Genomic DNA, 12665 nt, shown 5'->3' on the forward strand with positions numbered 1-12665 from the left:
GCCCGAGACCGGGCGGCCGNGCGGGGGGCCCATCGGCTCCCGCATCGGGGGACGAGGCGGCTGGTCGGAGTCGGGACCGAAGCGGCGGTCCGCNGGAGGCGGCCCGAAACGGTCATCGGCGTGACCACCCTGCTCGGCCTCGAACCGGTCGAATCCGCGCGGCGGGGTGCCACGGCCGCGACGGTGGTCGGAGAACGGGTCGTCGTAGTCGTCGCCACCGCCGCCACCGCGCAGGTGCGCGAAGCCCTCGCCGTCGTCACGCAGGTGCGCGAAGCTCTCGCCGTCGTCATCGACCGATCGATCTCGGTCGGGGCGGCCCCGTTGCTGGGGCGGTTCCGGACGGCGTGACGGGGGCGGAGGCGTCGACGGTTCGTCGCGCATCGGCGGAAGATCACGGGCCGGGGACATCGGACGAGCCATCGGCGCGGTTCCATCGCGGCCCATCGGCGGGCCGTCGCGGCCCATCATCGGGGGCGACATCTCGCCACGACCCATCGGAGGCGGCGACATCTCACGGCCCATGGGCGGGGACATCTCACGGCCCATCGGGGGCGGTCCACCGTCACGGCCCATCGGGGGCGGCATCTCGCCGCGACCCATCGGAGGCGGCCCACCGTCACGGCCCATGGGAGGCGGCGACATCTCACGGCCAGATGGTGCCTCACGGCGACCGGGGATGTCATGGTCACGCGGAGGAAGGTCATCGTCATCGCGAGGCGGACGGCCGGCTACGAAGTCCGGTGACGGAACACGACCGAGAACGCCGCGTTCCTCCAATTCGCCCAGCTGCCGGGCGACACGGTCCAGGTAGACGTCGACCTGCCACTCGTCGTAGCCTCCGAAACGCACTCGGAAGACGACGTCGTCGACTTCCTGGGAAGGCACCGGCGTGCCCATCGGCTCGCCGGAGAGGGTCGCTTCCACCCGATCGAGGAAGGCGTCCACCTCATCGACCTTGTACCCACGGCTCAGCGCCCGTCGCCGAAACCGGTCACCCTGACTCGCCACTACGAAGCCACCTTCCGCGATTCGCCCCTATCGGTATGGGGTGTCTTTTTCGTCCCACCCGGCTGGCCCGTCCGCTCGGCGGCGGCGAGCTGGCCGCAGGCGCCATCGATTTCCCTGCCACGCGTGTCCCGAACCGTCGTCGAGACGCCCGCCTCGCGTAGCCGCCGCACGAACTCGCGTTCGACGGGCTTGGGGCTGGCGTCCCAACGACTCCCCGGTGTGGGATTGAGGGGGATGAGATTAACGTGCGCGAGCTTGCCCTTCAAGAGACGGCCCAACAGATCCGCCCGCCACGGTTGGTCATTGACGTCGCGAATCATCGCGTACTCGATGGAAACGCGTCGCCCGGTCCGCTTGGCATAATCCCACGCGGCATCCAACACTTCGGCGACCTTCCATCGGTTGTTGATCGGAACGAGTTCATCGCGCAACTCATCGTCAGGAGCGTGCAGCGATACTGCCAGCGTCACCGACATCTCCTCGTCCGTCAACCTCCGAATGGCCGGAACAAGACCAACCGTTGACACAGTGATATGCCGCGCCGACAAGCCCAGACCGTCGGGAGCGGGAGTGATCAACCGCCTGACCGCGTCGACGACACGTGCGTAGTTCGCCAGCGGCTCCCCCATACCCATGAACACGACATGGGACAGCCGACCAAGGCCGGACTGCTCGCTCTGATGAGCGGCGCGTACGACTTGTTCAACGATCTCGGCGGTCGACATGTTACGCGTCAGGCCCGCCTGACCCGTCGCGCAGAACGGACAGGCCATGCCACAGCCGGCCTGTGAGGAAACGCACACCGTGGCACGCCCCGGGTAACCCATGAGAACACTTTCCACAAGGGAACCATCATGGAGTCGCCACACGGTCTTGCGCGTCGCGCCGTCATCGCACGTGTCGGCGCGAACGGACGTCAGCAAGGGCGGCAGTAGTGCCCCCGTGATCGCTTCCCGCGTCGACGCGGGAAGGTCGGTCATCTGCTCGGGATCGGTGATGTGACGGCCGAAGTAGTGGTGGGAGACCTGCGCGGCACGAAACGCCGGTTCACCGAGCTCGGCCACCGCCTCACGCCGCTGTTGCATCGTCATGTCCGCGAGATGCTTCGGCGGCATGCGGCGCGGGGCCCGCACGGGGGAAAGGTTCAATACTGGCGTACTCATGGCTCCACAAGTCTTGCATGTCATGTCACGTCGCCGCGCGTGCCAGGTCGTGGGCGTACAGCGACGGGGTCGAAGGCTCGAAGGGGACGCGGTTACGCGACCACCGGAGCCACAAAGGACAGCCAGGCGAAGGACACCGGCAGGGCCAACAAGATCGAGTCCAGTCGATCCATCAGACCCCCGTGCCCCGGGACGAGCTTGCTCATGTCCTTCACTCCGAGGTCCCGCTTGATCAGCGACTCGGTCAAGTCGCCCATCGTCGCCGCGATGGCGAGGGTGAGCCCGTACAGGGCTCCCAGCCACCACGCGACCCCGAACATGAAGTACAGCAACAACGCGCCCCCGACGGCGCACGCCACCAGAGAGCCCGCCATCCCCTCCCAGGACTTCTTCGGACTGATCTTCGGCGCCATCGGATGCCGCCCGGCCACGACGCCGGCGGCGTAGCCACCGGTGTCGCTCAGCACGACCACCGCCAAGGTGGCGATGACCCGCAAGTGTCCATCGTCGCTCGCCAACAACAGGATCGCAAAGCCACCAAGGAACGGCACATAAGTCGCCACCAACACCGAGGCCGGGACATCGGTGTGGTATCCGGTCGCGCCATCGGCGAGTCGCCACACGAACAGGACCGCGACCGTGACGCCCATCCCGACGACGAGCAACGTCGCGCCGCCGTACCAGGTCAGCGCGATCATTCCCCAACCGCAGGCGATCAGTGGAATCGTCGGGACGCCGATGTCGCGGGAGCGCATGGCCGCCGACAACTCCCACGTCCCAACGGCGATCGCCGCAGCGATGACGAGGATGAACACCTCGCGGTACACGAGCAACGACGCCAGGACGAGCGCGCCCAGGCCGAGGCCCACGCCGATCGCCATCGGCAGGTTTCGCCCCGCCTTGTTGGCGGGCGGCGGCGGGCCGCCCCACGCGGGGGGCTCGCCGGAATGATCCACATCAGACGGATGAGGTCGGCCCCGGCGGTCGACGTCGGACGGCGGGACGGGTTCGACTCGAGCGGGCGGCATCGAGCGCGGGGGGCGTCGGTCGAACTCGGGCCGTTGATCGAACGGCCCGGGCGGTGGGGTGTCGTGGCGGCCCATCAGATTTCGAGCAGCTCGGTTTCCTTGTGCGCCACCAGCTCGTCAATGACCTTGACGTGGCGCTGCGTCAGTTCGTCGAGTTCCTTCTCGGCGCGGTGGCCGTCGTCCTCGCCGACCTCACCGTCCCGCACGAGACGATCCAACTCGTCCTTCGCCTTCCGGCGAATGTTCCGGACAGCGACCTTGCCCTCTTCGCCCTTCTGGCGGGCGATCTTGATCATCTCGCGACGACGTTCCTCCGTCATCTGCGGAACGACCAGGCGGAGCATGTTGCCCTCGTTGTTGGGGTTGACGCCCAGGTCCGAGTCACGGATGGCGCGCTCGATGGCGGCGGTCTGAGACGCGTCGTACGGCTTGATGATGACCATGCGAGGTTCGGGAACGCCGATGGACGCCATCTGCGGCAGCGCGGTCGGGGCACCGTAGTAGTCGATCATGATCTTCGAGAACATCGCGGCGGAGGCCCGGCCGGTACGGATGGCCGCGAACTCCTCCTTCGTGTGCTCGATAGACCCTTCCATCTTTTCTTCGGCCTCAAAGAGCGTGTCTTCGATCACTGTAGAAGTCTCACTTTTCTGCTGCGGCCCGGCTGGCCGGCCTACTTGTCGCGGTCTAGTCCGTCGTCGCTGTCATCGTGTCACGCGGGCCGGAAACCGGTGACGGCCCCCACGGCCTCACGCCGCGGACGTGATCCAGGTGCCGATCTTCTCGCCGGACAGGGCACGCCGGATCGAATCGGTGTCCTCGGCTCCGAACACGAGCATCGGAAGCTTGTTCTCCTGGCACAGGCTGAACGCGGCCTGGTCGACGATCTGGAGGCGTCGTTGCAGCGCCTCCTCGAAGGTGACGGTCTCCAGGCGTACAGCGTCCGGGTTGGTGCGCGGGTCGGCGGTGTACACCGCGTCGACGCCGTTCTTGCTCATCAGCACCGCGTCCGCCTTGATCTCGAGCGCGCGCTGCGCGGAGACCGTGTCGGTGGAGAAGTACGGCATGCCGGCGCCGGCGCCGAAGATGACGACGCGACCCTTCTCCAGGTGACGCATCGCGCGGCGCGGGATGTAGGCCTCGGCGACCTGCGCCATCGTGATCGCGGTCTGCACGCGGGTGTCGACACCTTCCTTCTCGAGGAAGTCCTGTAGCGCGAGACAGTTCATGACGGTTCCGAGCATGCCCATGTAGTCGGCGCGGCTGCGTTCCATTCCGCGCTTCTGCAGTTCGGCGCCACGGAAGAAGTTCCCGCCACCGATGACGACGGCGATCTGTACTCCGGAGCGGATGGCTTCGGCGATCTGCGCGGCGATTCCCGCGACGACGTCCGGGTCGACACCGATACTGCCGCCACCGAACACCTCACCGGACAGCTTCAGCACCACACGGCGGAAACGAAGGTTCTCACTCATCCTGTACTCCTCGATAGGTCTCGACAACGCTGGACATGCAACGAGAGGGCCACCGGTCGGCGATGCACCAATCCGTTGGCCCCCTCATCGATTGTGCGGCTACTCCTGGCCGACCTCGAAGCGGGCGAAGGCGGTGACCGTGGTCTTGCCTTCCTCCAGCAGCTTGGCGACGGTCTTCTTGTTGTCGGAGACCGAAGCCTGGTTCAGCAGGACGAAGTCCTTGTAGTACGCGTTGACCTTGCCCTCGACGATCTTGGTGATCGCCTGCTCGGGCTTGCCGTCTTCGCGCGCGGTCTGCTCGGCGACGCGACGCTCGCTCTCGATGACGTCGGCGGGCACCTCGTCCTGCGTCAGGTAACGCGGGCGCATGGCGGCGATCTGCATGCCGATGCTGCGAGCGACCTCGGCGTCACCGGCGTAGGAGACCATGACGCCGACCTGCGGCGGCAGGTCCTGCGACTTGCGGTGCATGTAGATGGCGACGTCGCCCTCGAGGACCGCGAAGCGGTTGAGGACGAGCTTCTCGCCGATCTTGGCGGATTCGGACGCGACGAGGTCGGCGACCGTCTGGCCCTTGATGTCGCTGGCGAGCAGCGCGGGCAAGTCGGCTGGGCGAACGGCGTCAGCGTGCTCCACGAGCGCCTGAGCGAGCTCGATGAAGGCGCCGTTCTTCGCGACGAAGTCGGTCTCGCAGTTGAGCTCCAACAGAGCTTGCCCGGACTGGGCGACGAGCCCGTTCGCGGCGGTGCGACCGGCGCGCTTGCCAACGTCCTTGGCGCCCTTGATGCGCAGCGCCTCGACGGCAGCGTCGAAGTCCCCGTCGGCCTCGGTGAGGGCCTTCTTGACATCCATCATTCCGGCGCCGGTCAGCTCCCGGAGCCGCTTGATGTCAGCAGCGGTAATTGTGGCCATTCTTCTCTTCCACTCGGATGATGACGTTTTGGACACCGAGGTGGGCGGTCGGAACCGCCCACCCCGGGAACGAATCAGGCGTCGGCTGGCTTGGCCTCGGCCGGCGTCTCCGCCGGAGCTTCGGCGGAAACCTCGGCGGGCTTCTCTTCGCCCGAGCTCTCCAGCAGCTCGCGCTCCCACTCCGGCAGCGGCTCGTCCTTCTTGCCGGACGACGGCTTGTCGTCGCCGGAGGCCGAACCGGCGCGGGCGATGAGACCGTCCGCGACACCGTCCGCGACAACGCGCGTCAGCAGCGCGGCGGAGCGAATGGCGTCGTCGTTGCCGGGAACCGGGTAGTCGACCTCGTCCGGGTCACAGTTCGTGTCGAGGACCGCGACGACCGGGATGCCCAGCTTGCGAGCCTCGTCGACAGCGATGTGCTCCTTCTTGGTGTCGACGACCCAGATCGCTGCGGGCAGCTTCGTCATGTCGCGCAGACCACCCAGAGTGCGGGCGAGCTTGTCCTTCTCGCGCATCAGCTGGAGCAGTTCCTTCTTGGTGCGGCCTTCCTTGGCGTTACCGGACTGCTCGAGGAGCTCAAGCTCCTTGAGGCGCTGGAGGCGCTTGAAGATCGTTTGGAAGTTGGTGAGCATGCCGCCGAGCCAACGGTAGTTGACATATGGCATGCCAACCCGCTGCGCCTGCTCGGCGATGGCCTCTTGGGCCTGCTTCTTGGTGCCGACGAACATGATCGTCCCACCGTCGGCGACGGTGTTCTTGATGAAGTCGTAGGCCTTCTCGGCGTAGTCGAGGGTCTGCCGCAGGTCAATGATGTAAATACCATTGCGCTCGGTCAGAATGAACCGCTTCATCTTCGGGTTCCACCGACGGGTCTGATGACCGAAGTGGACGCCGCTTTCGAGAAGCTGGCGCATGCTTACAGCAGGCACTGCCTGGTTTCCTTTCTGCACGCGCGCGCACGACCCATCGGTCGAGACGCGCTCCCTGGTTATCCGTCGCGCGACCTGTGACAGCCGCGTCAACGCCTGGTGTTGGCCTACGCCGACCGGTGTCAGGCCGGAGAGATCCCGGACCGGGAAGGTCGACGCACGAGACGAGGAATTCGTTCGTGAATGGCGAACACGCGATAGTCGGTCGCATAGGGCGCGACCGCCAGCGATTCAGTGTACGCGCAGGTTCCGTCCCGTTCGCGCGGGAGTCGGCCCCGTGAAACAGAGAGGCGCCGGGACCAGTGATCGGTCCCGNCGCCTCGTCATCAGAGGAATCGTTCGACCCGTTAGGCCGCTGCCATGCCCGCCGCGAGCAACAGGACGAGCCCTGTCACGAGGTACACGTACGGCGCGCGCAACACGGCGCTGAAGTCCTCCGGTCCGCTGTTGGATCCGGTGCCGAGCAGTGGGGCGATGCCCCACGCCGTCAGCGGAAGGCCGGCGAGCGCGAAACCGCCCGCCAACACGGCCGACGGAGACACGGGGCCTTCTTCGGCGATCTGCTGCATGAGCATGTAGCCGATCAGGACCGCCAAACCGATCGCGACGATGGCGACGAGCGCACCGAGGCCAGGACGACTACGGCGATACACACCATCGGAGACCTGCTCGGGGTAGCCACGTCGGTTCTTGCCCTGGTCGGACTGATACCGGCTCGGATCGGACGGATGGGACGACGCCGGTGCCATATGAGGACTCGACACTGGCGCCATATGAGGACTCGACACCGGTGCCATGTGGGGACTTGACACGGGTGCCACGGGGTTGTGCAGCTGCGTCGGCTCGTCCATGAGCGTCTGCGGCTGGTGCTGCGGAGCGTGCCGAGGGGCACCGTGCTGCGACAACGACTGTCGGCCGGGGATCTCCCCACCAGGGCGACCGGCGTCCATGCCGGCCGCTGCGGCCAATTCGGGATCCATGTACGACATGTCGCCACCACTCACGGGTGCCTCACGCTCCAGATTCCATTGCGTCGCGACGGGTTCGGCGCGCTGCGGTGGCACGCCAGACTCGGAACGCTGGCGTGGCGGGACCGAGGGAATGGCCTCGGTCGCATACCGATCCGTGCCGGCACCGCGCTCGGCACGCGGTGGGACGGCACCTGGATCCGGGATGTCTCCCGCCTCCAGTGGTTCGGTTCGGTCGAGAAACTGCGGACGGTCGGCCGAATCAGCGCGACGACCGCCTGGACTGCCGACCCAGTGAGAGCCGGTGCTGTCGGGATAGTTTGGTCGATCTGCCACGCAGGGCACGGTACGGGAACATCGAAGACGACGATTGGCCGGAGGGTGGTCGTCGACAGAAACACCAGGGTCCGGGCGTCACGCTCGCTACCAGGCATCCCATCACTCACGGATGGTGAGGCGGATGTTGATCCAGTAGCGACCATCGATTAGTCCTTTGTGGGTTTTCCACATTACGAGGGTTATCCACAGCCTTCGAATCGCTGGATGGACACGACGATCGCCAGCCCGCACAGTCGAGTCATGACTACCAGGAACGCCCGTACGCCCCTACTCATGATCGCGATGGCGACGGCGATCGCGGTCTCCGCCGCCGGCACCGTCATCGCCGATCCGCCCCCGCGAGGCGCCACCACGACTCGGCCGGACACGCGGTTCCGCTCGCCCCTGCAACCGTCCTCGCTATTGCGCGGATTCGAGGAGGCGCACGGTCGGTACGGCCCGGGGCACCGGGGCGTGGATCTCGCGGGAACCGACGGTCAGAGCGTGACCGCGGCCGGCGTCGGCACGGTCGCGTTCGCCGGTTCGGTGGCGGGCCGTCCCGTCGTCAGCGTCGACCACCCGGGAATCGGCCGCACCACCTACGAACCGGTCGTCGCCAGCGTGGAGAAGGGGCAGCGGGTCGACGCGGGCCAAGCAATCGGCGCGCTTCAACCAGGGCATCCAGGTTGTTCACGACCGTGCCTGCATTGGGGGCTTCGAGTCGACGGGCGCCATCGGGATCCGCTCGGGCTCCTCGGAGCGGCGCGCGTGCGATTGCTCCCCGTGTCGTCAGCGACGTACGAGCTCGCGCAGTCCCTCGGCGAGCCGCTGATACTCGGCGGGCCGGTTGTAGACCTGCGCGGCGATCCTCAGCAGGCCCTGTCCTTCCCAGTGGATGACGGACACCTCGGTCCTCAGTTCTGTTCTGAGCGTCCGCCAGAGCGCGTCGGCCTCGTCCTGACTCGAGACGACCTCGCCCGGCAGCGGGAGGAGACGCATGGCCAGCGGACTCTCCCCCGGGTCCTCGACGGTGACACCGAGCGCCTCCGCGATCTGCCGCTGTCCCCAGTGGGCGAGTCCGGCGTTGTGCGTCCTGACCTCGTCCGGGCCGAGTTCTTCGAGGAACCGGGCGCCATCGGCGGCGGCGATCCATCCGCAATAACTGGCGGTGCCATGGAACTCGATGTTAGAGGGAAAGCCGTCGGCGTCGCCGTACGAGTGCTGGAGGGGGCGCACGCGGTCGGCCCACTCCGCCGACACCGCCATGACGGCGGTGCCGCGCGGGGCGAAGGCCCACTTGTGGAGGTTTCCGACCCAGAAGTCGGCACCGTGCGCCTCGACGTCGACCGGAAGGTGGCCGGGAACGTGCGCGGCGTCGACGAGCAGCGGAACGCCGTGCCGACGCAACCGCGCCGCGAGAGCGGCGACGGGGAACAGGCGAGCCGTCGCCGAGGTGATCTCGTCGATGACGACGAGCCTGGTCCGCTCGGTAACCCCGGCCAGGACGGTCTCGACGACCTCCTCGTCTGTGGGGGTCAGGGGGAGCGTGACGACCGTGTCGACGAGGCCATGTCGACGCGCCGTGCCCGCGATGTTGAATGCGATCGATGGGTATCGATGGTTGGTGGAGAGGATCTCGTCGCCGGGCCGCCAGTCGAACGAGTTGAACACGACCGCAACGCCCGTAGTGGTGTTGGGAACGAAGGTCGTGCGCTCGACAGGCGCCTTGATCAGTGGGCACACGGCCTCGCGGGTGAGCCGGAGGCGATCGGTGGCGGCGTGGTGGAACGTGCGGGGGTCGAGTTCGTCCTCATCGAGCAGTCGGCGGTGCGCCCGCTGCACCGGCAGAGGGACCGCGCCCATGGAACCGTGATTGAGGAAGGCAAGACCGCGGTCGAGGCTGAACCATTCACGGGCGCCGGGGAAGTTGGTGGCCGGAAGGGAAACGGTCATGGCAATGCCCTTTCGCGCTGTGACGTCTCATGCCCTCGGATGCGCCTGGCGATATGCGCCGCGCAACCGTTCGGCGCTGACGTGTGTGTAGATCTGGGTGGTGCCGATCGAGGCGTGACCGAGAAGCTCCTGCACACTCCGCAGATCGGCACCGCCGTCAAGCAAGTGTGTGGCAGCCGCATGCCGGAGACCATGGGGTGTGAGGGAAGGCACAGCCGCCGCCGCGCTCCACCGATTCACGACGCGCCGCACCGTCGAGGGATGAATGCGCCCGCCGCGAGCGCCGAGAAAAAGCGCCGCACCGGAACGCGCGTTGGCGAGGGCGGGGCGGGCCCGAGCGACGTACACGTCCACCGCACGCGCGGCGGGTTCCCCGAACGGCACGACACGTTCCCGGTCCCCCTTGCCGATGACCCGAACCACCCGGCGAGCCCGGTCGACGGCGTCGACATCAAGCCCACATAGCTCGCTAACGCGAATTCCCGTGGCGTACAACAACTCGAGCACGAGTCGGTCTCGCAGACCGGTAGGCGTCGAGTCGACGTCCGGGGCGGTCACGAGTGCTTCGGTCTGATCGACGCGCAGGACCTGGGGCGGGTTTCGGCGGACGGCGGGGGCTCGCAGGCGTGCCGCAGGGTCGACCTCCAAACCTCGATGTTTCGTCGCCCACGCGGTGAAGGTGCGGACGGCGGCGGCTCGACGCGCCAGACTCGCCCGCGAATCCCCTCCGTCACGGCGAGCGGCCAGCCACCCGCGCGCGGTGGCCATGTCGAGCTCGACAAGCGTGCTCGCACCCACGTCATGCGCGTGAACGAGAAGTGATTCCACATCAGACAAGTAGGCGCGCACGGTGTGCGGCGAGCGGCGCCGCTCGTCACGTAGATGACGGGCGAAATCCGCCAATGCCGTGACGAACTCCACCGGCGTCTCATCAGCCATCCACCCATTGTGCACCCGAACGAGCGAGACCGTCGTTCGTCAACGACCCACACCAACCATTGAGGAGGACCAGTGACACGTTCCGACCATCAGCGCATCGGGGCGCTCGGCGAAAGGCTCGCCGCCGATCACCTGCGTCGCGACGTCATGCGCGTGCTCGACCGGAACTGGCGATGCCGCGCCGGAGAACTCGACATCGTCGCGGCCGACGCCTCCTGCGTCGTCTTCTGCGAGGTCAAGACCCGACGGAGCGTCCGATTCGGAGGGCCGCTCAGCGCCGTGACGACGGACAAGGCGAATCGGCTGAAACGGCTGGCGAAGCTCTGGCAGCGGGAACGCCGACCCAGGTCGGGAGCGCGTCGGTTCGACGTCGTGTGCGTTTGGCTGTCTCGCGATGAACGCTTCGCCGCCATTCGGCACCGGAAGGGAGCGTTGTAATGCCGTACAGCCGCGCCACGAGCGTGTGCCTGGTCGGTGTGGAGGGCCACCCCGTGACCGTCGAGGTCCATATCGGATCCGGACCGTCCTGCCTCATCATCACGGGTCTGCCGGACGCCGCGCTCGCGCAGGCACGGGTGCGGGTGCGCTCGGCGGTGGAGAACTCGGATCTGTCGTTCCCCGACGACCACACCGTCGTGAACCTCCTGCCCGCCGCACTGCCGAAGAGCGGAACGGGATGCGACCTGGCGATCGCGGTGAGTCTGCTGGCCGCCGCCGGACTGGTCCCGCCCGCCTTCGACACGGGCACGGTCTTTCTCGGGGAGCTCGGCCTCGACGGGAAGGTGCGCAGTGTCCGAGGCGTTCTGCCGTGTCTGCTGGCCGCGCGCCGATCGGGGGCGACCCGCGCCATCGTGTCGGTCGACGACCTGAACGAGGCTTCGCTCGTCCCGGATGTCGCCGTGCGCGGTGTGTCCGATCTGGCGAGTCTCGTCGAGTACCTGCGCGGCGGAGGTGGGCTCGTCAGCGAGGTCGCACCGATCGAGGTGGCGGCACCTCCCCTGCCCGACATGCGCGATGTCGCGGGGCAGGAACGACCCCGTCGAGCGATCGAGGTCGCGGCGGCCGGCGGACACCACGTCTTTCTGCTGGGGCCTCCCGGCAGTGGCAAGACGATGCTCGCCGAACGGCTGCCGTCGCTCCTGCCGCCGTTGAGCGATGTGGAGGCGCTCGAGACGACGTCGCTGTACTCGGTGGCGGGCCTGCTGCCGGAGTCGCGACCGCGCCTGTTGCGCAGCGCGCCGTTGTCCGCTCCACATCACTCGACGACGATGCCCGCGATGATCGGCGGCGGCAGCGCACCGCTGCGTCCGGGCGCCGCCTCATTGGCTCACAATGGAGTGTTGTTCTTGGATGAGGCGCCCGAGTTCAAGCGGCCCGTCCTCGACGCGCTGCGCCAACCACTCGAATCCGGCGAGATCCTCGTGTCCCGAAGTCAGGCGAGCTGCCGATTCCCGGCGAAGGTCCAATTGGTCCTCGCCGCGAACCCCTGCCCGTGCGCGGCCATGGCAGCCTTGGCGTGCCGCTGCTCGACGTCGGTACGACGGCGCTACCTGGATCGACTCTCGGGGCCACTACTAGACAGAGTGGACATTCGTGTCGACATGCCGCCCGTCGCCAGGGCGGGTCTGCTCATAGCCGGTTCGGCTGAGCCTTCGGCGGCGATCGCCGAACGGGTCGCGTCCGCCCGCGAGGCCGCGCGGGAGCGCTGGCAACAAGCCGGTACGGCGGACTTCACGAACGCTCGAGCACCGGGCCCGTTGTTGAGATCCGAGGCGTTTCGACTGTCCCCCAAGGCGACCGCACCGGCGGATCGGCTGCTCGACACGGGGCAGTTGACCGGGCGCGGCTACGACTCCGTGCTGCGGCTCGCCTGGACCCTCGCCGATCTGGCGGGGCGAACCCGTCCCGATTCAAGCGATGTCGCCGAGGCGACGGGGCTGCGCCTCGGTCATCGCTGACCACTCACCATCCA

Annotated in this window: 12 protein-coding genes and 2 pseudogenes; 3 read left to right on the plus strand and 11 right to left on the minus strand. The window is 67.5% G+C overall.

Going from position 1 to position 12665, the window contains the following annotated elements:
- Positions 1–94 precede the first annotated feature (94 nt).
- The 9 genes and pseudogenes from ACM9NP_RS08410 to ACM9NP_RS08450 form a co-directional block, all read right to left on the minus strand.
- Positions 95–1008 (minus strand): annotated as a pseudogene (locus ACM9NP_RS08410) (DivIVA domain-containing protein); the annotation flags it as partial.
- The gene (gene rlmN, locus ACM9NP_RS08415) at positions 1008–2171 is read right to left on the minus strand and encodes a dual-specificity RNA methyltransferase RlmN (protein WP_415646060.1); all 1164 of its coding nucleotides are present in this window, start codon (positions 2169–2171) and stop codon (positions 1008–1010) included. The pseudogene ACM9NP_RS08410 and the gene rlmN, both read right to left, overlap by 1 nt.
- Before the next feature lie 92 nt (positions 2172–2263).
- Positions 2264–3127 carry a phosphatidate cytidylyltransferase gene (locus tag ACM9NP_RS08420; RefSeq protein WP_415646061.1) on the minus strand — a complete coding sequence of 288 codons (864 nt, stop codon included), beginning with the start codon at positions 3125–3127 and terminating at the stop codon, positions 2264–2266.
- Between the two features lie 146 nt (positions 3128–3273).
- A complete protein-coding gene (gene frr, locus ACM9NP_RS08425) occupies positions 3274–3831 on the minus strand; it encodes a ribosome recycling factor (protein WP_415646062.1) in 558 nt (185 codons plus the stop codon).
- A gap of 117 nt (positions 3832–3948) precedes the next feature.
- Positions 3949–4674: a UMP kinase gene (pyrH, locus tag ACM9NP_RS08430; protein ID WP_415646063.1), complete on the minus strand. Its 726-nt coding sequence runs from the start codon at positions 4672–4674 to the stop codon at positions 3949–3951.
- A gap of 99 nt (positions 4675–4773) precedes the next feature.
- Positions 4774–5586: a translation elongation factor Ts gene (tsf, locus tag ACM9NP_RS08435; RefSeq protein WP_415646064.1), complete on the minus strand. Its 813-nt coding sequence runs from the start codon at positions 5584–5586 to the stop codon at positions 4774–4776.
- Positions 5587–5660: 74 nt separating this feature from the next.
- Entirely contained in the window at positions 5661–6515 is an 855-nt protein-coding gene (rpsB, locus tag ACM9NP_RS08440; protein ID WP_415646065.1) for a 30S ribosomal protein S2, read from the minus strand.
- Positions 6516–6862: 347 nt separating this feature from the next.
- Positions 6863–7819, minus strand: a complete 957-nt coding sequence (locus tag ACM9NP_RS08445) for a hypothetical protein (protein WP_415646066.1) — start codon at positions 7817–7819, stop codon at positions 6863–6865.
- Positions 7820–8001: 182 nt separating this feature from the next.
- Positions 8002–8145 carry a hypothetical protein gene (locus ACM9NP_RS08450; RefSeq protein ID WP_415646067.1) on the minus strand — a complete coding sequence of 48 codons (144 nt, stop codon included), beginning with the start codon at positions 8143–8145 and terminating at the stop codon, positions 8002–8004.
- On the opposite strand from ACM9NP_RS08450, the pseudogene ACM9NP_RS08455 reads away from it, so the two are divergent.
- Positions 8105–8533: pseudogene (locus ACM9NP_RS08455) on the plus strand (peptidoglycan DD-metalloendopeptidase family protein); the annotation flags it as partial. The gene ACM9NP_RS08450 and the pseudogene ACM9NP_RS08455 sit on opposite strands and share 41 nt — an antisense overlap.
- Positions 8534–8590: 57 nt before the next feature.
- Here the strand turns inward: ACM9NP_RS08455 and ACM9NP_RS08460 are convergent.
- Positions 8591–9754, minus strand: a complete 1164-nt coding sequence (locus ACM9NP_RS08460; protein WP_415646068.1) for an aminotransferase class V-fold PLP-dependent enzyme — start codon at positions 9752–9754, stop codon at positions 8591–8593.
- A gap of 27 nt (positions 9755–9781) precedes the next feature.
- On the minus strand, positions 9782–10693 hold the full coding sequence (locus ACM9NP_RS08465) for a tyrosine recombinase XerC (RefSeq protein ID WP_415646069.1): 912 nt from the start codon (positions 10691–10693) through the stop codon (positions 9782–9784).
- Between the two features lie 72 nt (positions 10694–10765).
- On the opposite strand from ACM9NP_RS08465, the gene ACM9NP_RS08470 reads away from it, so the two are divergent.
- Positions 10766–11131, plus strand: a complete 366-nt coding sequence (locus tag ACM9NP_RS08470; RefSeq protein ID WP_415646070.1) for a YraN family protein — start codon at positions 10766–10768, stop codon at positions 11129–11131.
- Positions 11131–12651, plus strand: a complete 1521-nt coding sequence (locus tag ACM9NP_RS08475; protein WP_415646071.1) for a YifB family Mg chelatase-like AAA ATPase — start codon at positions 11131–11133, stop codon at positions 12649–12651. Before ACM9NP_RS08470 ends, ACM9NP_RS08475 begins: the two co-directional genes overlap by 1 nt.
- Positions 12652–12665: the final 14 nt, after the last annotated feature.

This window comes from Stackebrandtia soli (assembly GCF_965137155.1).
Classification (GTDB): Bacteria; Actinomycetota; Actinomycetes; order Mycobacteriales; family Micromonosporaceae; genus Stackebrandtia; species Stackebrandtia soli.

Excerpts from the sequence above, each read along its gene's own strand:
- ACM9NP_RS08475 (WP_415646071.1), top strand. The coding sequence starts at position 11,131 with ATGCCGTACAGCCGCGCCACGAGCGTGTGCCTGGTCGGTGTGGAGGGC.
- ACM9NP_RS08465 (WP_415646069.1), bottom strand. The coding sequence starts at position 10,693 with ATGGCTGATGAGACGCCGGTGGAGTTCGTCACGGCATTGGCGGATTTC.
- tsf (WP_415646064.1), bottom strand. The coding sequence starts at position 5,586 with ATGGCCACAATTACCGCTGCTGACATCAAGCGGCTCCGGGAGCTGACC.
- rlmN (WP_415646060.1), bottom strand. The coding sequence starts at position 2,171 with ATGAGTACGCCAGTATTGAACCTTTCCCCCGTGCGGGCCCCGCGCCGC.
- pyrH (WP_415646063.1), bottom strand. The coding sequence starts at position 4,674 with ATGAGTGAGAACCTTCGTTTCCGCCGTGTGGTGCTGAAGCTGTCCGGT.
- ACM9NP_RS08460 (WP_415646068.1), bottom strand. The coding sequence starts at position 9,754 with ATGACCGTTTCCCTTCCGGCCACCAACTTCCCCGGCGCCCGTGAATGG.
- ACM9NP_RS08450 (WP_415646067.1), bottom strand. The coding sequence starts at position 8,145 with ATGACGGTGCCGGCGGCGGAGACCGCGATCGCCGTCGCCATCGCGATC.